The following is a 20,224-nucleotide window of genomic DNA, read 5'->3' on the forward strand; positions in this document are numbered from 1 at the left end:
AGCGACGTGCCAGACTGAGGAAAGTTGAATTCCTTTGATCTGCAGGGAAAAGCGACAATCGGCGGCAACGTCGATTTTCAGCTTGGACGTGTTCGTTTCACTCGCTGCGAAGATGCCGCGGCAATTCGGGCTCGCGGGAAACGAGATCGTCAAAGAACGTCTCGAAGGCGCGGCCTTCGCTGGCTTCGACGCAGCCGGCAAGCGCGTCGTCGATCGCGCGTGCCTCGTCGGCACCGAGCACGCGGATGGCGGAGCCGAGATGAGTGAGAACCTGGGTCCCAAGAAAGCGGCTACCGTCGCTGTCGAGATCGACCCTCGCACGTTCACGCCGGAAAATGGCCGAACCTTTGGAAGTAGCCGAGCTAAACCGCGCGAGCCTCGGCGTGCAGAGCCTCGACCCCACTGTTCAGAAGAAGATCAATCGCGTCCAGCGTGAGGCAGTCGTGGCGGCTGCCGTTGAAAATCTGCGCCGGCATAACGTAAGCCGCATCAATTTCGACCTCATGTACGGTCTTCCGTATCAAACGGTGCAGTCCTGTTTCCAGAGCGTAACGACAGCAGTCGCCATGCGCCCTGACCGGCTTGCGGTATTCGGTTACGCGCGACGTTCCTTCCTATCGAAAGAACCAGCGCCTTCTCGATGAGAGAGCACTGCCGGACGCGGCTGCCCGCGCTGAATAGGTAGCGGCCATTGCCGATACCTTGATTGCCGCAGGGTATCGCCAGATCGGGCTCGACCATTTCGCCTTGCCGGATGACGAGCTCGCGCTTGCGCAGAGTGCCGGTCGTCTGCGGCGCAATTCCTTGGGTTACTCGGCCGACACCTGCCCGACCCTGATCGGCTTCGGCCCGTCGGCTATCGGTCGTCTCGGCAACGAAATGGCACAGAGTTCATATAGCCGACGCATCGCAGCTGGCCATCTGGTGACATCACGTGGTTACCGTCTGAGCGCCGAAGATAGGGTACGAGCCGAAATCATCGAGCAGCTAATGTGTAATTTGGAGGCCGACGTGCCCGCAATCTGCGCCGCTCACGGATTTGATCCAACCTCCCTCATGTGTCGAGCTGAGCGCCTGACTTCGTTGGCCGAGGACGGGATCGTGGACATTGATAATGATTTCGTCAGCGTGCGGCGGGAGCATGGCTTCGTGCTTAGATCTGTCGCTGCCGCATTTGACGCTTATCTTGACCGCTCCCCCTACGAGCGCCGTGCGGGTGCGTCGTGCTGATGAGCTATACACTTCGTCGCAAGGCTTGGCAGTCTTCGATGCTTTCTACCGCGCCGGATCGTTGGTCCGCACGAGTTTGCACTCGCGCTGACATGCTTTGTCCTTCTCATGGCCTGGAAGTCCCGCCCTGGATCGTGGTGGTCGTCTCTGCGGTCGGCGGCGTGCTTATAGGCTTCGCCTGATCTGGACTTCAGGATGGCGCGCGGAATGAGGACGATACGCTCTGGCCGCGAGGCGTGGATTTTCACAAACGCTGCCTTCGCCTGCTTGCCGCTGCAGCCACAGCCGCATGCCGCGTGCAGGTTCTCCGCAGCTTCGCGCTGTTCTTCTGTCATTCCTCGTTCCTACCTTTTAGCCCCGCCCGACAGTCGCGAAATAGCGCTTCTTCGATAATCCTCGATGGTCTTCCACCAAACAACCAATGCCCGCTTTCGCACATCCGCGTTGGGAGAAAAGCAACAGATTGGACATTTGGCGAAATTGCTATCCACATGTCGAAATAAACTGACCAATTACCTTTGTCTCAAATAGCAACACTTGATTTTTATCAGTACAACTTGTGCGCACGCCACTTGGCCAGCAGGAAAATCATGTCCGGTCTCATTTCTTCTCCTCTTGCCCTGCCTTCTAAGCCCGTCCTGCTCGGCGGCGAGAACCGCTCCGGCACCACTCTTCTGAGCGTCGTGCTTGACTCGCACCCCGGTCTGGTCGTCGGTCCGGAGATCGATTTCACCGATCCCGTCGACCTCGGTCCGCACATCCTCGCGGTGTGTGACATGATGGACCGCCGCGACCCACGGCTCGCCGGTGCCACGAAGGAGACCGTTGATCCTGATTGGTTCGACGGCGCGCACTTTGTTGTGCAGTGCGAGCGTTTCGGACTCAAGCGTGATGACGTGCGAAACCTTGTGACGGGCCTGATGGCGGAGCATGGCACCATTCTGTCCTCCCTCGACGACCGTTGCCGGCTCATCGACTCTATCGGCGATTTCCGACGTGAACAGACCGGAGCCGGACGATGGGGCCTGAAGCTTCAGCGTAGGATTAAGGACATCGGCACGTACGCCGCGATCTGGCCTCACGCCCATTTCATCCACATTATCCGCGACGGCCGCGACGTGGCTGCCTCACACCTCAAGACCGTCCCCGACTGGGGCTACGGGACTATAGCGGAGGCAGCGAACGGCTGGCTGGAGGTCGTCAACCGCCCCCGTCAGGCTGCTCCTGACGGCCGTTATCTGGAGGTGCGATATGAGGACCTGGTCGCCTGCCCCCGCGAGACCGTCGAGCGGATGCTGGAACACCTCGGTCTGCCATGGGACGAGGCAGTCCTGCACCATGCGGAGCACGAGCACGCGCTGTTCGACAAACCATGGGGCCATCCCGCGGCGGAAGCGGCGGGTAAACCGCTGCATACCGGGAGTCGTGGACGGTACCTGCAGGACCTCGCGCCCACGGAAATCGAGGAGTTCGAGCGGATCGCCGGGAAGGAACTGAAAGACCTGGGCTACGACCTGTCGATGCTGGATCCGGGGAGCGCGGGGTGACGCAAGAGGCACACGAAGCGCCCCGACGCGGCCCGCCCCGCGACTTCTCCCTTCTTCTCGCGGGCCAGACGGTCTCCCTCGTCGGATCCGGGGTGATGGTCGTCGTCCGCGCTGACCGCAATGGAGCGTCTCGACCCGAGCCCGAACCCAGCGCGTTAAAATGCGCGGTCGCCGCATTGCTCGCGCCCCGAACCGCGGGCGGTGAATTTGGTCAGCGTGCTCCCCTTGCTCCCCTTCTTCGCAAATAGGTGCGCCATTTCATGAGACTCACTGACCTGTCATCCCTCGATCTGCCTGCGGGCCGTGTCACCGTGTGGCGGGCTGGCGCCCCGCGCATGTCCGAGGCCATTTGGGCGGCCGATCTACGGCGGGCGTCCCACGTGCAGGAAGCACATGTCGCACATGCACTTGAGACGGCCGATGGGGCCTCCCTGCGGCCTTCCTGGCTGGGCTCTGTCTTCGATCTGCCCGCCGAACTCGATGCGAACGCCTTCGCTGCGGCACTGTGCGAGTGGACAGACCGCCACGAAATCCTGCGCAGCCATCTCAGCCCCCCCGCTGGCTCCACGCAAGGCGGTTGCCTCCGCCGCAGGACGCTACCGGCCGGAGCCGTGAGTATCCACCACAGTGGCGCGGGTGAATTCACCGACGGCCAGCAACTGTCGCGCTACCTGGAGGAACTCTTCGATTCCGAAGTCGGCCCACTCGACTGGCCCGCATATATTTGTGCCACCATCAGCCGTCCGAAAGCCACAACCGTCTGTATCGCCGCCGACCACATCCTGATGGACGGTTACTCCATTCTCACAATTGCCTATGAGATTCACACGCTGTACGCCGCCGCGCTCGCGGTCCGCGACGGCAAGACCGTCCCACCTCCCCTTCCCCCCACTGCCAGCTACCTCAATTTCGCGGAGGCCGAAAGGATCGAGGCCGATACGCTGACCCCTGAGGACGAATCCGTCGCCCAATGGCGGCAGTTTCTCACCGAGGCGGGCGGCCGTCTGCCGGAGTTCCCCGTACCGGTTAGCGACGTGAGTGGCAGCTCCGCCGCCCAGCCAAGCGGATACACCGAGCTTCTCGACGCATCCTCGGCGCACGCCTTCGACACGGTCTGCCGTAAGGCCGGGGGAGACTCCTTCTCCGGTCTGCTCGCCTGCCTTGCCAAGGTCGGTCACGAAATCACCGGCTCGGGTGAATTTCGTACGATGGTCCCCTTTCACACCCGTACAGCCCCCTTCCGGTCCTCCATTGGCTGGTACGTAGGAATGGGCCCGGTTGCGTTCCCGCTCGGCGCAGCCGACTCGTTTTGCGAGGCGGTGCGTCGGGCGGCATCCAACCTGGATTGGTCGAAGAACCTGTCCAGGATACCTACACCCCGAGTGGCGGATCTCCTCGGGGAGCCACTGCGCGATCCCTTCATGGTCTCGTACATGGACGTTCGCCGTACCCCCGGTGCGCGCGACTGGAACAGCTGGCAAGTTGTCACCCTGCGTAGCCGCAGCACCGATCCGGACGAGGTATGCCTCTGGATCGTGCGGACCTTCGGCGGCCTCGTCGCCAACTACCGCCACCCGGCCACCGGGCCCGCAGGGGTCGCGGTCCCCGACTATGTGGCGCGCACAAAGCACATCCTGGCCTGCGTCGCGAACACCGCTGGTTGGCCAGCCACTCCACATCGGATTGGAGACCATTGCCAGTGACGGACATCAGACACATTGCGGCGGCCTCTTGTAATTACACTACCTTCGACGCGGTTATCGTGGGCTCCGGAGCAGCTGGATCGATCGTCGCCCGAACGCTTGCGGAGAAAGGCTGTCGCGTGGCCGTCCTGGAATATGGAGGCCTGGTTTCTCCTGGTGCCATGCACGGGCCTCATCAAGCGGCATACAGCAGGGCGCTCACCTCCACTGGCGCTGCTGACGGTAACCCGTGGACAGCGTGTTGCGTCGGCGGCGGAATGCAATTCTACAATGCGATCACGTTCAGATACCGCCAATCGGATCTATCTGCTTCCCAATATCTTGGGACCGATATGGAGATTGATTGGCCCATAACCATTCAAGATCTCGAACCCTGCTATTCGCAGATCGAGCATCTCATGGAGATCGGTGGCACGAACGGGCACGCATCGTATCCGGCCAGCCAACGTGGAGTGATGTTATCCAATGCGATGCAGGAACTCGGCATACGGCCAAGGCAGATCCCATTGGCGATCCGGGCACCCGGCAACAGCAGGGGATGCATCAATTGTTCTGCTTGCGACGAGCTAGTATGCCCTACGGAAGCGAGAGCTTCCGTGCTTGCGAGAAACATTTTGGACGACTCCGGACTGCCAGGAGCGATTTCGGTTCTCTACGGCTGTTTCGTCAACCGGATAGAGATCCGCAGCGACGGCCGGGCCGAAGCCCTGGAGTGCTATGTGCCGTTCTCATCGGCACTGATTCGGATCCCAGTTGAAAGGGTCGTCATTTGCGCAAACGCAATACAGTCAGCGGCATTGATGCTTCGGTCGAAGAGTAAGCATGCCCCGCACGGAATAGGAAACGAATCAGACCTTGTCGGGCGCGGCCTCTCGTTCAAGATCAGCGGTTACTCCGTCGGCTACCTGGATCCGGCTGATTGCGGCTCCGACGCATTGGCTTCGCACTGGGGACCGCATGCGACCGTTTATACAGACGAGTTCTACGAACATAGTGACGTACCGTGCAGATTTGGTGGCCTCATTTATGAAGCGAACCTGGTATCGCCGAGTGAGAACATTGGCCGCGTGCGCCTGCACTATATAGCCGGGGACGAGCCATGGTCGCACAATCGCCTGGTGCTGGACGACGTCGCTGACCGATACGGCATTCCCTACGTTCGTTTCGAATACAAGAATTCGGAAAATGACCATGCGCGAATAGGTTTTCTTGCCGATCGCGCTGATGACATCCTGCTCCACCTGGGCGCACGCCGCGTCGAACGAGAACCTTCTTCCCATGCAAAAGGCAGTTCCCACCTGCACGGCACAATGCGTGCCGGATGTGATCCCAGGCGATCGGTCGTAGACATCCGCGGCAGAGTCCATGGGTTCACCAACATCTATGTCATGGATGGGTCCGTGATGAATTTCGCGGGGAACAGCAATCCGACACACACAATCATGGCCAACGCGAGGAGAATGGCCCTGTCGCTGAAATAAAGGGGTAACTTAGATGCTCAATCATGGAGCTAGCGGACATTTGGCTGAATGGGAACGTGAGACCCCATCATCCATCATATTCCGCTCCGCCAATGGCGCAATTGCGCAAGATGTCGACGGCAAAATCTATCTGGATATGACCTCCTGCAGCGGGGCTTCGCCGTTGGGCAGCAATAACACGGTATTCAAGGCCCGGCTTGCGCAGGCGATGGAGCGAGAAACTGACGTTCTGCCCTCACCGGTGAGCGAGCAACGCCAGATACTTGCCGGGAAAATTTCGGAGATGTTCCCGGACACTCCTAGAGTGTTCTTTTTGAGAACCGGATCTTGTGCAACGGAAGCGGCCGTTCGGATCGCGCGCCACCGAACTGGCCGGCCGGTTATCCTGACGGCTGGCTTCCACGGATGGCACGACATCTTTCAACAGCGACCCTGGTCGCACGATCCGCCGGCCAAGGATCCACACATCCAGGATTATCAATATGACCTCGATATTCTGGAACAGCAGCTGACCGCGAACGAGGGAAGAGTCGCTGGCATCTTCTTCACGCCTGAGCCCTCGGTCTTTCCTCCGGAATTGCTCCAGGAAATCTCCAGGATGGCAAGACAGCATGGCGTCCTGCTGATTGTTGATGAAGTGCTATGCGGACTTCGTTACGCCAAGGGTGGTTACTGCCGAAAACACGGCGTGGCACCGGACGTCATCACTTTGGCCAAGGGGATTGCACAAGGCATCGGCCTTTCCGCGGTCGCCGGCACGACCGATGCCATGGCGGGAGCCGACAGAGCCTATCTCGGCAACACGTATCTGCGCGAGAACCGCGCCTTTGTGGCCGGCAACCTGACACAGGAAATCTTTGCCGAAGCGAAAATTGTTGAGCGCCTCGCCGAGAGGGGCTCGGCCCTCAAGCGGCTATTCCAAATCTCTTTAGAGCGCAGCGAGATACCTGCACGCGTTCTTGGAAGCGATACCATGTTCGATATCGTTCTGCCCTCGCAAAAGCATGGAAGGGCCTTCGCTCAGAGGTGTCTGAAGCACGGTATCTACACCAGCTACCCGGGAACATACATGAGCAATGCGTCCATGGATGGCACATTTTTCAGAACTCTGCAGGCGGCGCTGGAGCTAGCACTCGCAGACTATCGCAAGGACGAGGACATAACTGCCCAGGTCACCGACACATCCATGGTCGACTACTGCGCCGAAGCGTTTCACGCCACAGAGAAAGCATGTCTTTCCAATAGGAACTATTGGGCCCGATAGACGGAGGCAAGCCGTGAGAGTCACCATCGAACTTCAGCTTGAAGACTATGATCACGTAGCCTTCGATCTGGACGGAACCCTTGTAGATTCGAAGGCTGTGGTCGAAAGCGCACTTCGCCGGTGGGCGCTGGAGCGACAGATTTGTCCTGATTACGCAATGCGGATGTCGGCCGCTCGCCGGGATGTTGAACTGGTGGAGGCGATTGCGCCCAGTCTCTCGCCCGAACGCGAAGCGGCTCGCATTGCCGATTATGAGATCCAAGCGATGGAGCTGTTGCAACCAATCGAGGGGGCCGCGAAGTTCTATTGCTCGATCCCTGCCGAAAAGAGGTCCATTGTCACCTCTTCGACAAGGATTTCGGCCCTCGCCCGCCTCGATGCAGCGGGAATCTCCTGCCCGAGGATCATGATTGCAGCTGAGGACGTCAGTCACGGAAAACCGCATCCGCAACCCTATCGAGCACTATTGCGGATGCTGCACATCCCCCCCGAAAGATGCTTGGTATTTGAAGATTCCCAAGCCGGAATCAAAGCGGCAACCGCTGCAGGCTGCGACTGCGTGGGTGTCGGCCCCAGTGCCAGAGGTCACACTGAAACCAAGGGCTGGATCGAGAATTTTCGCGAGGTCCTAGCTAACCGGCCGCGCTGAACCTGCTTCCCCAACCATAAGGAGGGCCACAAATTTGAAAGTAACCACGACACCGTGCACGCCATTATTTGATGAGGTTCTGGTAGAAGGCTCGGTACTTGAGCACTACGCTGAGGAGCGGGAGGACTATGGGGGACTTCTCGATGAACTCTTTCGTTCCTCCAGCGCAACTCGTGACAATATTGGCGCCCGCTGTATTTGGCATATAAATTCCACCGCATTCGGCGGTGGGGTGGCCGAAATGCTTCCCCACCACATATGCCTCCTTCGGGAGCTTGGTTTCCATGTGCGCTGGCTCATCTTCAAACCGAAGGGCGAGCTCTTTTTTCAGTTCACCAAAGGACTTCACAATTCTCTTCACGACACCATCCCAGCAGACGTGACCGAGCTGCTGCCGTATTATTTGGAGGCATCGCAGCAAGGCGCCGCGGAGCTGGAAAGGATCATCGGACGAAATGACTTCCTGGTTATTCATGATCCGCAGCCGCTGTGTGCAGCCGCACAGTTCCTGGACGCTTACCCACACCCGGCCATCTGGCGATGCCACATCGGCTATCCGAAGCGCACCCCAACAGTTGAGCGAACCTGGGGACTGCTGAAGGAGTACCTCCGTCCCTTCCAGCGCATCGTCCTGAGCGACAAGGCATATGCGTTTGATGCGGGTCGCCCAATCGATTTTATTCAGCCATCGATCAGCCCCTTCTCGACCAAGAACCGCAACTATGGAGGGCCACCAGGCCGGGCGCTGGAGAATTCGGTATCGTTCAGCGGCCATCAACTGGAGCCCAACGCAACGCTTCAGGACATTCTTCAGTCGCGGTATTTCCTGCATGTATCCAGGTGGGACAGCCTGAAAGGCATCGACCGCATCATTGCTGCCTTTGCTCGCTTTGTGGCAACGGCGTCCGAGGAAGCCTCCCATACACGCCTGGTGATCGCGGGACCGGATCCTTCGGGTGTTGCAGATGATCCGGAAGGCCGCGAGTATTTCGAAAAATGCGTAGTCCTGTGCTCTAACTTGCCCAAAGAAGTGCGGCGGCGCGTATATCTCACCTGTATCTCAATGGAGCACAGTGAGGCAAATGCGGAAATTGTCGGGCGGCTGCAACAGAATGCTCATGGGGTATTTCAGCTCTCTCGCGAAGAGGGCTTCGGCCTGACAGTAACCGAGGCTTTGTTCCGGGGCAGACCCGTCATAGTGTCTTCCGCCTTTGGTCTGAAAAGGCAGGTCGTGAACGGCCTAAACGGCGTTGTCCTGGACGAGCCGGACATCGAGGTCAAGGCTGCAGAAATGATGCATCGCCTTGTGGCCGATGACAGGGATTTCGAGGAGATGGCGAGAAGGGCGCGCGAAAGATGCCTGCGCTCCAGCACGCAAATTTCGCAAATTCCAAAGTGGTATGACGCGATACAATTAGCTCTATACAGTTTCGAACGTGCTCAACACCGTTGAGGCCAAACATCAGCTGAGCCAGGCAGATCTCCGCGCCGCTCAAGAGGTACTGCGCGACCGGCATTACGGTCTGGTGACGATCCGCGGCTCATCGAGGGCTCGTTACACTTCAGACAACGGTCACAGCGTATAGACGGTCAAAACATGCCGGTCATCCGAGCGCAAAGCTAAGGGGCGAAGCGGAAGCGAGGCCACCAGGAACAGCGTTGGAACTCGCTGGACAGGGTTGGGGTGCGGACAGCAACTCCTGGCCATCAGAACGTCGGAAAGGGACGCAAACCAGAAAAATGAATCATGACATCGAGACATTAGCCGAAACACGGCTTCCTGTATTCGCGTGACCCAGAAAAGCACTTCAAGGATTGGGGAATCGACGACGCCAGAAAATAGCTCTCCACAGTTCTCATTTCGTGGTTCGTCCTTCGACGGGATGGTTGAAACTCTCGCTGGAGCTTTCGGGACATTTAGTGCCGAGCCGATCGGGCAAATTGGTGATTTTCTTTGGCGAATTGATCTTGCGGCATGCGACAACGCAGTTTTGATCAGTGGATATCACCAAAACGAATTCCAGTTCAGCATCGCGCCGACTTCCGAAACAGAAGAGTCTTTGTCGATTGTCATTCCTCAAAGTGGCGGGATGGGGCTGACGTATGGGGATTGCACGGCCGAGGCCGGCAGGGGGAAGCTGCTGCTCTATAATAACTTTGAACCTGACGGAGTTATGATGCATGGGCAATCAAACGTAATAGACGAATTGTTGCTGAATTGGTCTGTCATACAGCAAACTGTCGGCCAAACACTTGAGGTGCCGTTGAACGGCTCTCTGGATCTGTTACCGGAGTTGGAGCTGGCCACACCAACTGGCCAGATGATCGGCAACCTGGCATCAACAATAATGAACGGCATGCGGGGCAACGGCCCGCTCATGGGCTCTCCAATAGCAATGGCACATCTAACGCAGGCGCTGGCCGACCTGGTGGTGCGCCACATTCCCCATAGGTTATCGCATTTGCTCGATAAGAAGCCTTGCTTGATCGCTCCTCGACATGTCCATCGCGCGATCGAATACATGCAGGCCAATATCAATCAGCCGATCACCATTGCGATGGTGGCAGAAGCGGCTGGTGTGACCAGTCGAACATTACAACTGGGCTTTCGCGCCTTCAGGGAAACAACACCTGCTGCCTATCTGAGGACGCTTCGTATGCAGGCAGTGCGGCGGGACCTGCTTGATCCCGACAATAATCAAGCGGTGAGGGAAACTTGCCTGAAATGGGGCTTCTTTCATTTTGGAAGGTTCTCAGCAGCGTACAAGGCAATCTATGGGGAAAAACCATCAGACACCAGGAGGCGCGTGGACCGGTCGCAGTTCTCGGCATTCCGAATGCCACGGACGAGTTAAATTTTCGCATGCACACGGTCCACGGCTGGATCACCCACAGCGCGCCGACGGTTGATATCGACCTTGATTGCGCAGGGGAAGCGTGAGTTGCTGCCGCTGTTCAAGTTCTGCTCCCGAACGGGAACAAAATCCCAACCGCGATCCAAACCTCGACGCCGTGCTCCCGTTCGGGAACGTGCACTGCAAAGCGTGTTACCGATCGGGATCAGTCACTCTTGAAGTCGTCATGGAGCTAGTGTATGTTCCCGTACAGGAGCAGATATGACCGATCGAGGAGACAAAAACCCACACCCGAAGAAAGCGACTGATCTCGCCAGGATGATTGCGCAATCGCCTTTCTCCGACGCTTTGCGGGAGCAGTTTGGCAAGGCGGACCTTCTTGCGGGCACGAAATCGCTTCGCGATATTTCCACAATGTCCAAAAGCTTGACGGACACGCTGAAGAGCATCGACATTCCATCGGTCAGGCTTGCAAGCGAGACGCCGAAGGCCGCAACCGCTGTCAGGCTACCAAACGTCACGATGCCAACCTTGAATGCCGGGACACAGTATCTCGGATTTCCCAATCCCCTTGCGCGCTTGCCCAGCGAAGAAAAGACCGAGGCGACAAAGGCAAGGGCCTATGAGAACCGGTATCGAGTAACGGAAATTGCCATACCCGGCGACCTGGGCCGTATTGTCAGGGAAGCGAGGGAGGCGCGGAACCTCTCGCAGCAGGATTTTGCCGATCTCGCAGGCGTCGGACGACGGTTTCTATCGGAGCTCGAGAATGGCAAGGCTACGCTAGAGTTCCAGAAGGTTCTCAAGGTCGCGCACGCCGCCGGCATTTCAATATTCGCGCAGCCACGATAACCGCATGGATATCATTGCGCTCGATGTCAGGCTTGACGGGGTGGCCGACCCTATTGGCAACCTCGTAAGGGATGAAGGTGGCGCTTTGGCCTTCGCCTATGCGGCCACCTATCTCGATGATCCCGATGCCTTTCCGCTTTCGCTGTCCTTTCCGCTGGGAGAAGAGCCCTTCGATGACAGCAGAACCCGCCCCTTTTTCGATAACCTGCTTCAGGAGCGAGACGGCGTCCTGCAGCGCGTCATGGATCGCGAGGGCTTGACCCGCAGCGATGTTGCGGGCCTCCTTTTTTACCTCGGGAAGGATTGCGCCGGCGCGATCTCGGTCCTGCCGCTTGGAGCCCCGCCCGTCAAAGTGCCCGGCGACTACGACGTCGACTACAGACGGATAGATGACGATCGCCTGAACGCCATCATTGGCTCGCTGCACAGGCGTCAGCGGCTTCTCGAAGGCACGGAAGATCCTTCACCGCTCGCCGGCGTTCAAAGCAAGATCGCAATCACCATTCTGCCCGACGGAAGCTATGCCGAACCCGTCGCTGGCTCGGGCGCCCCCACCACGCACATCATCAAGGTGCCGGACCAGGAGCATCCGCAAGACCCCAGGCTCGAATTCGAGACGCTTCGGCTCTCACGAGATCTCGGCTTTGAGACCGCTGAGGCGAGTGTCGTCAACTTCAACGGCATCGACGCCCTGGTGATCGAACGGTTCGACCGGCGGCTGAACACCGAGAACAAGATCGTGAGAGTCCATCAGGAGGATTTCGCTCAGGCGCTTGGACTTCCTCCGTCCCTCAAATACGAACGTCAAGGGCGAGAAGGCCGTCGCTTCGATGCTCACGCGATAAACCGGATTCTCGACGCGACGACCGATCCTGCGGCGGAAAGGCAACGGTTCATCGGGGCGGTCCTGTTCGACCTCATGACCGGAAATGTCGATGCTCATGCCAAGAATTTTGCGCTCCTCTACGATAGGGCAGGCCGGATCCGTGTTTCGCCCCGCTACGACCTGATGCCCACACGGCTTGATCCCAATCTGACGGATCTCTTTGCCTTCAGCCTTGGCGAAGCAGCAAGGCTGGCCGAACTCGACCCTCTGGATTTTGCAGCATTCTTGAATGCCTTGGGAATTGCATCGCCGCGCGCACAAACGCGCCTTACGACAAGGCTGACCCAAAGGATTTCAGCAGGGCTCGCGGCGGAACTACCGAGACTCGATCGCATTGGTCTCAAGCGGTTCGGCGACCTGATTGCGCACAATATCGACGAGCTTCTGACCGCGTTCGAAATGCGGGTTCCTGACGGCATCAAAGCGCGAGACGCCTATGTCGAGCGCGGTGGCGGATGGCTGCTCGGTTCCTGATGGCCGAAGCCTATGATGGGCCCTGCGGCAAAAAAGAGGGCCAGCGGAAGACCGCGGCCCTTATAGGTGTGAAGGTCATATAACCTCCAGAGGGGAACAGCCGATGCGGCGGTACTGGGAGGAGAAGACCGCAAATGCATCGGCTGCATGCAGGATGCCTGTTTTTTGACCAAAGGCAAATCACTTATTGTGCAATGCAGCTATGCGAATGCTGCGCTGCATACAAGCCCGGAGCAGATAGGCGGTCACTTCACCCCGACAGCGTGATCGAGAAGCACGGCCAAACGGCGCTCGCCGGCAGCCTCCGGCGGACGCGCATTGTCGAGATACAGCACATCGTCACCGTCGACGCTTTGCTGCTCGCTTCGGATCAGACGCTCTCTGATGCCCTCCAGATTTTCGCGACCCCGTTCGACCCGGCGCTTCGCCAAGACCTCGATTAGGGCAGTGACATTGATGACGAGCAGTCGCGGGTAGCGCCGTCGCGCGTCCGGCAGAATTGCTCGAGAGCCATTCCACTACGACGTCGCCGCGTTCCAGCCAGTCGTCGATCTTCGAGTGGATGCCATAAGGAGAGGCCGTGCGCCTGCCAATGAAGCGAAAAGCCGCCTTCGCGAGCACAACGGTCGAACTCGTCGTTCCAAGTCCTCGACGGTCGTGCCGTCTCTCAAGCGGTACGGTACCTTGAGCGTGGCATGAAAACCGTATCGGCGCGGCTCCGATGTCAATTCGAGCACGGCTGGACCGCTCTCACGACCAGCCTCAGGTGCGAAAGCATCGCGGCCAAGCCAGGAACTCGCTACCGTCAGCGGATGGTCTCGCGCCGGCGTATAATAGATGGCGTAGCGGGGGTTAGGTGGGTTCGGCATCAGGCGCACGCCTTGGCCACGGCCACAGCCCGCGCCGCCATCGCAGTCGACCGCTTCCGACCTCGAACAGCCTGTCGCCGTCGACGACACTTCAATTGCTCTGTATCTACCACCTTGGCGCCGGCACAACATCTAAGCGACAGCGACTTGGCATCAAAACTCTCAGGAAGGATGGGCCGATCACCGGCCCTATCCCGCACGCGACGACTGAAGGTGCCATTGCCGAGGTAGACAGTGGTTATTAACGTAACGGCGCCTTGCCGCAATTGGCATCAGCATGCCGATGTTTTCGGTTCGGCAAATTCACACTTTCTACAAAGTAGAAAACCATCCTTGCCGTTCATGCGATCGACGATCTCCCTGAACACTGGCCCCTCGAAGAGCTCTCGATATTCGTCGCGCAGGAGATTGCCCAGCACATGGCGCCGCTCGAAATCCATGCAGCAGAGAGTAACGTCACCGTTCGGAAGAAGAACATTCCGATACTGCCGTTGTTCAGCACATGTCAGTGCCCCGACGATGGGCGGTCGCGTTTCAACTATCTCAGCATCGACGCTTCCACCTCTGCTACTCAGCGGCCGCGAGCGACATAGCGCTCCGGCGGGAATTATCCCGACGATATCGGGGTGGACCTCGCCCATCACCAGGAACCGAATTGAGGGGATATCAGAGTCCACCAGTTGACGAACCACGTCGAGATATTTTTGTCTGACAAGGCGGCTATTCATGTACGTGCCGTCGTCGAAAACATGAACCACAAATACCCTGAAGGGCAGCGCCTGCAAGCGTCGTAGATCGTTCCTGTCCATTCCTGCAAGCGTCGTGAAGATCCGAATGCCGTGGCCAGACATGTGAGCATGCTCGACCATTTCGGTGCAATCCGGATTGAGCCAGGGCTCGGAATAGCCGGCAAAGCTAATGTCAACAGCGGTCGGCACACGCGCCAGACATCGCTTGAAATCTTCGAGACAAAGATGCTTCACACGAGATACTGCTTTTTGCCGGCTGGCGAACTTGTCCTGTGGACAGTAAGAACAGCCGACGACGCAGCCTGTGGTGGTCGTTATTTCCAGGACCCTGCCGCCAGGGATGGCAGCGCGCAATTCCTGCAAGTCTGTCGAGTTTGATTCAACCATTTTGTGGGTCTCTCCACTTTCGGAACAAAGGTATTGCCGACGGAGGACTGACGAGTGGCGTTCTTTATGACGACTTATTCGTGCAGCTTCTCGTACGAACTATGAAACAGCCGGGCAATGCTTTGTCTTGAACTAGGCTCGATTTAGGGTTCAGTCGGCAGCCGACGCGATGTACAGAGCTTCATCATGCTGAACAACAATGCGCCTGCTCCCGGGGTGCCCAGCGGTCACGACAGTGAGCGTAAAGGGAAAGCGCTGCGCTTGGGCGAGCGTGGCGCGGCTCCGCATCGTTTTCTGGATCAGCAGAACATGAAATCCGACGCGGTCAAGCCCAAGCGGGCCAAGTCGAGCAAGCTGTGCGCGTTGCCCAGATGCGCGAAGTCATCCACGTATCGTTTCCGGCCCCACTGTCAATCCAGTCATTTCCTGTGGGATCGAGGATCATCTCATTACCATTGCTGCCAAAGAGACTGTTGCTACCTTGGCCGCCCAGAATTTTGTTTTCCATCGCGAACCTCCTTATGAAACAGCCCGCTATGCCACAGGACTCAGTCATATTCCTTATTGGGCAATTAGAGTAATTGATTGTTTTGATAGAACGCATCGACATAGCGGATGCATTCACGTGCGCTTCGCCTCAAATTGAACTTCCATGACTTGATCTGAACCGTGGTGCGATCGGCAATGACGTGCCGATCTCCTCAACGAACCTGGCAGGTACAGCCCGCCTCCTGAACGAGGCCCCAAATTCTAGCATCCCGTGGTCAAGAACCCTGGGGTGGTCTAGCAGGTCACAAGCCTCCCGCCTGGAGGCAATCATGCAGACCGCGCTCAAGTGTTTGATGGCAGGGCATTCCAACCGGCTTACGCCGGTTCGCCGAATGTTTGAGTTCGGATTGATCGCGGCGTTTGACTGCGTGCGCGGGGGCCCCTACCAACCTGCCAACCTCCTTGTGTCTGAAGTAGAACACTATGTCGCAAAGGGCGCGCTGGAATCGACGCGGCCGAACGTATGGAGCGCCCTGGTAATGAATTCGACCTCCCCCGCAGGAAGGCCGATACGCAGGGTTGTGCCAATGGCGGCGGTCGCGGCAGGTGCCCCTTCGGGCAGATCCACGCCCGCGACGCTTACGAACCAAGCTGTAGCAACAACACCGAAGGCGCGGCAGCGATAGGTCCGAAAGCCTGTTGCCGCGACCCTGAGCTCGTGATTGCAGATCGGCACGTCCGTCATGGCGGCGTCGTGAATGTGTCGGTGGCATGCCACGACCCGCTCGCCGACCGCCAGCGCCGCATCGAGCTCGCCACGCATGGTGAGGTCAGTGATCATCGCCCAGCCTCATGAACGTTAACTGCGGCGCATCGCAGATCGGGCAGCACCAGTCCTCCGTGAGGTCGACAAAGGGGTGCTCAAGGGGATCTGCGACACCGGACTCAGAATGTTCCGAACGATGGTGCAAACGTCATGCCAGACTGAGGAAATTGGCGATGGGCTGGAATTTCGACTTTCCAGTCTTGAAATGTTCGTTTCACTCGGTGCGAAGATGCGGCGGCAATTCGGGCTCGCGGGAAACGAGATCGGTAAAGAGCATTTCGAAGGCGCGGCCTTCGCTGGCTTCAACGAGGCCAGCAAGCGCATCGTCGATCACGCGGGCCTCTTCGGCGTCGAGTACGCGGATGGCGGAGCCAAGATGAGTGAGGACATAGGTTCCGGACCGCTGCGGGCCGACAAGAACGAGGGAGATCATGGATATTGCGCCATGATGCTCGCACCGCGCGACGAACTCATTGGCGGCGACGATCCGCATGGGAATGCCTATGCACATGATGATGCTCCGCCTCCGCGTTTCCGAGGCTGCAGAATCGAGAGTCGCGGGAACAGGCTGCCATATGCGTCCCACGGGCCCCCGCCCTGTGAGATTTGGAGGCATGAGCAGAGCCGCTTCGCCACAGGCGATAGCCACCTGTGGCGGCGACCTGCCCGGCTTTGCCGAACCTGAGCGGGCCAGCCCGATGCCCATCGGAAGAGGATAAAATAGGGCAGTCATGCAGCCGGCCATATCGCCGCCCCCCGCGTCGTTTGCGGCATCCCTGGTGCCATGGGCATGGCCATGGAAAAGCGTTTCACAGGTTCTCCTCACTGGTTAAACGCGGCCGCTTCGACACGGCGCTCGTACTTCTCCACGTCGATACCGTTTTCGAGAAGCGGCGGAACCATTGTCCCCTCCGGCCTCACGGCAACGGCGACACCCCAGTCCCGCAACATCCGGACGGCGGTTTCGACAGCCGCCGGAATGACGGCCCTGACCGGCGCCGTCAGCGGACCACCCCAGTCTTCGAGATCAAGCGGCTGGCAACCGATCAGGGTCAGGCGCTCGGGGTAGTGCCCCATGAGGTCTGCCGCGCTCAGCACTTCCTGGAAGCCGGTCTGGTGTAGGCTCATTTTTTTGGCGTTCGTAAATTTCGGCACGTCATCGTCCTCCACCACCTTCATCGTGCCTGGCACGAGGCCGTAGTCGATGGCGTCGAAGACGATGAGCCGATCGTGTTCGTTGACGAACTGAACCAGGTAAAGGCCCTGCGTGCCGCCGTCGAGGATGGTCACGTTGGCAGGCACTTCGTAAGCCTTGTGGAAGGCTTCGACCGCACGCACGCCGAACCCCTCGTCGGCCCACAGGATATTGCCGATTCCGAGCACGAGAACACGGGGCACGGGGCGAATGGCCGGTTGACGATAGAGCAACCGTCTAGTCCTCCACGTCCTTGAAGAGCCGCTCGCCCGAGATCATCGACGAGATGACGCTTTGCCGACTCATGATGTCCTCGCGCACCGCCACATAGATGTGGACGATCACGAAGACGAGTATGACCCACATGCCGAGATGATGGAGGGTGTGGATATCCTGGCTATTCGGCCAGATCGAGAACATCCAGCCGAAAAGCACATATTTCCAACTGTCGCGGCCGGCGCCTTCGCTGTAGAGCGCAAAACCGGTGATCACCATGAAGAACAGCGGCAGGGTAAACATGAGGAACATGGTGAGCCGCGCCAGTGGGTTATGGCCGACATGTCTCTTCGGTTGGCGGGCCAACATATACCCGCGCACTTCATGCAAACACTCCTTCCAGAAACGGCCGCGCATGGGCACGTAGAAGATCTGGCGGGCATGCACGTTACCCACGAAAACCCAATAGAGCCGCAGGATCAGAAGCACAGAAAGGGTCTGCGCCGCCGCGAAGTGGATGAAGCGGATATGACCCATCAGGTAGTTGGCGCTCGCCTCGCCGGAAACGGACGGCAGCGGCGAGCCTATGAAATAGCCGGTCAGAGAGAGCGTCAGGATCGAAAGGGCGTTGCCCCAGTGCCACACGCGCACCGGCGCCTGGTAGAAGTAGACGCTCTGCTCGACGGCCTTTTCGCTGTTGGCGTCGGCGGCGGGGAATTGATGGATCGTCATCACCGAAACTCCTCAACGGACCTGGATCCGGGCCATTTCCTGCCCGTCCGGGCTCATGACATGAGTCGAGCATGCCAGGCACGGATCGAAGGAATGGATGGTCCTCAGAATTTCAAGCGGCTGAGCGGGGTCGGACATCGGCGTATCCATCAACGACGCCTCGAAGGCGCCGATGTTGCCGGCCGGATCACGTGGACTGGCGTTCCATGTCGTGGGAACGACGCACTGGTAATTTTCGATCCTGCCGTCCTTGATCTTGATCCAATGCGCGAGCGCACCGCGAGGCGCCTCCGTGAAGCCGACGCCCTTGACCTCCTTGGGCCATGTCTCCGGCTTCCACTTGTCGACGTTGGCCGTGGAAGAATCGCCGGCCCTGATATTGGCGATCAGCTTGTTCTGGAAGTAACGCATCTGGTGGCCGGCCCAGCTCGATTCGAGCGCTCGGGCGGCCGTGCGGCCAAGCGTCGAGAAGAGCGCCGATACCGGCAGGCCGAGATCCTTGAGCACCTTGTCGACCGGATCCTTGAACTCGGCCTTGTTCTGGGCGTAGCCGATCACCCAGCGCGCGAGCGGCCCAACCTCCATGGCATGGCCGCGCCAGCGCGGCGCCTTGATCCAGGAATATTTCGCGCCCTCGTCAAGCTGTTCGATATTGGTCTTGGTGCCCTTGGCGTTGGGCCCGAGCTCGTAATGCGGCTCGGTGACGCCGTCAAAGGGATGCAGGCCTTTGCTCTCGTCGGGATATTTGTACCAGGAGTGGGTCACAAATTCCTGGATCTCCTCGGGATCGGCATGGTCCACCGGATGCACTTCCGCGAGATTGCCGTTGATGATCGCGCCCCGCGGCAACTTCAGGCTCGCATCCGAATAGTCGTTGGCGTGCTCTGGCACGTCGCCATAGGTGAGCATATTCTTGCCGGAGAGGCCGCCGCCATAGAGCCAGTCCTTGTAGAAGGAGCCGATGGCCATGATGTCGGGGATGTAGACCTTGTCATTGAACTCGATCAGTTGGTCGATGACCGAGGTGACCACATTCAGCCGTTCCATGTTGATAGCGCCGACGCCACCGGTCCCGTCAATATTGATCGGACAGGGCACGCCACCGACGAGCCAGTTCGGATGCGGGTTCTTTCCTCCGAAGATCGAGTGGATCTTGACGATCTCCTTCTGGAAATCGAGCGCCTCGAGATAGTGCGCCAACGCCATCAGGTTTGCCTCGGGCGGCAGTTTGTAGGAAGCGTTGCCCCAATAGCCGTTCTTGAACGGACCGGGCTGACCCGACTCGATGAATTTCTTGAGCCGCGTCTGGATGTCCTTGAAATAACCCGGCGAGGAGAGCGGCCAATCGGATACCGACTGTGCCAGTGCCGACGTCGCCTTGGGGTCGGCCGAGAGCGACGAGACGACGTCCACCCAGTCGAGGGCGTGCAGGTGATAGAAGTGCACCACGTGGTCATGCACCTGCAGGGCAAGCTGCATGAGGTTGCGGATGGAATTGGCGTTTTCGGGAATGGTGATGCCGAGGGCGTTTTCCACCGCTCGCACCGACGTCAAGGCGTGCGTGCCCGTGCAGACGCCACAGATGCGCTCGGTGAACGCCCAAGCGTCGCGCGGATCGCGGTTCTTGAGGATGACCTCGATGCCGCGCCACATCGTGCCCGTCGACACGGCGTTGCGGATGATGTTGTTCTCGTCGACATTGACCTCGATCCGCATATGGCCCTCGATGCGGGTGACGGGATCGACGACGATGCGCTTGCCGGATTTGTCCAGCGTGAAGCCGTTTGGCGTTTCGATCTTCATTGAGGTGTTTCCTGGCG

At 58.9% G+C, this 20,224-nt stretch carries 18 protein-coding genes and 1 pseudogene; 11 read left to right on the plus strand and 8 right to left on the minus strand.

Translation table 11 applies throughout. The annotated features are described in order from the left end of the window. Positions 1-97: 97 nt before the first annotated feature. Positions 98-241, minus strand: a complete 144-nt coding sequence (locus ACFHWW_RS03345) for a hypothetical protein (protein ID WP_379937522.1) — start codon at positions 239-241, stop codon at positions 98-100. 42 nt (positions 242-283) lie between these two features. Here ACFHWW_RS03345 and ACFHWW_RS03350 point away from each other — a divergent pair. The 11 genes and pseudogenes from ACFHWW_RS03350 to ACFHWW_RS03400 all read left to right on the plus strand — a co-directional run. After that, positions 284-1,230: pseudogene (locus ACFHWW_RS03350) on the plus strand (radical SAM protein); the annotation flags it as partial. Positions 1,231-1,820: 590 nt separating this feature from the next. Continuing rightward, positions 1,821-2,777 (plus strand): sulfotransferase family protein, encoded by a 957-nt coding sequence (locus tag ACFHWW_RS03355; RefSeq protein WP_379937322.1) that lies wholly within the window; start codon positions 1,821-1,823, stop codon positions 2,775-2,777. A 335-nt stretch (positions 2,778-3,112) separates the two neighbouring features. Beyond that, a complete protein-coding gene (locus tag ACFHWW_RS03360; RefSeq protein ID WP_379937323.1) occupies positions 3,113-4,480 on the plus strand; it encodes a condensation domain-containing protein in 1,368 nt (455 codons plus the stop codon). Then, positions 4,477-5,961, plus strand: coding sequence for a GMC oxidoreductase (locus ACFHWW_RS03365; RefSeq protein WP_283067924.1), 1,485 nt, complete (start codon positions 4,477-4,479; stop codon positions 5,959-5,961). Before ACFHWW_RS03360 ends, ACFHWW_RS03365 begins: the two co-directional genes overlap by 4 nt. A gap of 13 nt (positions 5,962-5,974) precedes the next feature. Beyond that, positions 5,975-7,225 (plus strand): aminotransferase class III-fold pyridoxal phosphate-dependent enzyme, encoded by a 1,251-nt coding sequence (locus ACFHWW_RS03370; protein ID WP_379937324.1) that lies wholly within the window; start codon positions 5,975-5,977, stop codon positions 7,223-7,225. 13 nt (positions 7,226-7,238) lie between these two features. Further along, a complete protein-coding gene (locus ACFHWW_RS03375) occupies positions 7,239-7,874 on the plus strand; it encodes an HAD-IA family hydrolase (RefSeq protein WP_283067921.1) in 636 nt (211 codons plus the stop codon). Positions 7,875-7,908: 34 nt separating this feature from the next. Then, entirely contained in the window at positions 7,909-9,327 is a 1,419-nt protein-coding gene (locus tag ACFHWW_RS03380) for a glycosyltransferase (RefSeq protein ID WP_379937325.1), read from the plus strand. A gap of 430 nt (positions 9,328-9,757) precedes the next feature. Beyond that, positions 9,758-10,729: a helix-turn-helix transcriptional regulator gene (locus tag ACFHWW_RS03385; RefSeq protein WP_379937510.1), complete on the plus strand. Its 972-nt coding sequence runs from the start codon at positions 9,758-9,760 to the stop codon at positions 10,727-10,729. A gap of 261 nt (positions 10,730-10,990) precedes the next feature. Beyond that, positions 10,991-11,581 (plus strand): helix-turn-helix transcriptional regulator, encoded by a 591-nt coding sequence (locus ACFHWW_RS03390; protein WP_283067919.1) that lies wholly within the window; start codon positions 10,991-10,993, stop codon positions 11,579-11,581. 4 nt (positions 11,582-11,585) lie between these two features. Beyond that, a complete protein-coding gene (locus ACFHWW_RS03395) occupies positions 11,586-12,941 on the plus strand; it encodes a HipA domain-containing protein (RefSeq protein ID WP_379937326.1) in 1,356 nt (451 codons plus the stop codon). Positions 12,942-13,075: 134 nt separating this feature from the next. Next, positions 13,076-13,384, plus strand: coding sequence for a hypothetical protein (locus ACFHWW_RS03400; protein ID WP_379937327.1), 309 nt, complete (start codon positions 13,076-13,078; stop codon positions 13,382-13,384). A gap of 698 nt (positions 13,385-14,082) precedes the next feature. On the opposite strand, the gene ACFHWW_RS03405 is transcribed toward ACFHWW_RS03400, so the two are convergent. The 7 genes from ACFHWW_RS03405 to ACFHWW_RS03435 form a co-directional block, all read right to left on the minus strand. Beyond that, positions 14,083-14,946 carry an SPASM domain-containing protein gene (locus ACFHWW_RS03405; RefSeq protein WP_379937328.1) on the minus strand — a complete coding sequence of 288 codons (864 nt, stop codon included), beginning with the start codon at positions 14,944-14,946 and terminating at the stop codon, positions 14,083-14,085. A gap of 325 nt (positions 14,947-15,271) precedes the next feature. Then, positions 15,272-15,454, minus strand: a complete 183-nt coding sequence (locus tag ACFHWW_RS03410) for a hypothetical protein (protein WP_283067914.1) — start codon at positions 15,452-15,454, stop codon at positions 15,272-15,274. A gap of 462 nt (positions 15,455-15,916) precedes the next feature. Further along, entirely contained in the window at positions 15,917-16,276 is a 360-nt protein-coding gene (gene hybE / locus ACFHWW_RS03415) for a [NiFe]-hydrogenase assembly chaperone HybE (RefSeq protein ID WP_283067912.1), read from the minus strand. Positions 16,277-16,475: 199 nt separating this feature from the next. Beyond that, complete coding sequence (locus ACFHWW_RS03420; protein WP_283067910.1) at positions 16,476-16,772, minus strand: HypC/HybG/HupF family hydrogenase formation chaperone; 297 nt, start codon at positions 16,770-16,772, stop codon at positions 16,476-16,478. Between the two features lie 311 nt (positions 16,773-17,083). Beyond that, positions 17,084-17,689 carry a HyaD/HybD family hydrogenase maturation endopeptidase gene (locus ACFHWW_RS03425; protein ID WP_283067909.1) on the minus strand — a complete coding sequence of 202 codons (606 nt, stop codon included), beginning with the start codon at positions 17,687-17,689 and terminating at the stop codon, positions 17,084-17,086. A 4-nt stretch (positions 17,690-17,693) separates the two neighbouring features. Further along, positions 17,694-18,404 carry a Ni/Fe-hydrogenase, b-type cytochrome subunit gene (gene cybH / locus ACFHWW_RS03430; protein ID WP_283067907.1) on the minus strand — a complete coding sequence of 237 codons (711 nt, stop codon included), beginning with the start codon at positions 18,402-18,404 and terminating at the stop codon, positions 17,694-17,696. A 12-nt stretch (positions 18,405-18,416) separates the two neighbouring features. After that, a complete protein-coding gene (locus ACFHWW_RS03435; protein WP_283067905.1) occupies positions 18,417-20,207 on the minus strand; it encodes a nickel-dependent hydrogenase large subunit in 1,791 nt (596 codons plus the stop codon). Positions 20,208-20,224 lie beyond the last annotated feature (17 nt).

It is taken from the genome of Sinorhizobium sp. P24N7 (assembly GCF_042436655.1).
GTDB lineage: Bacteria > Pseudomonadota > Alphaproteobacteria > Rhizobiales > Rhizobiaceae > Sinorhizobium > Sinorhizobium meliloti_A.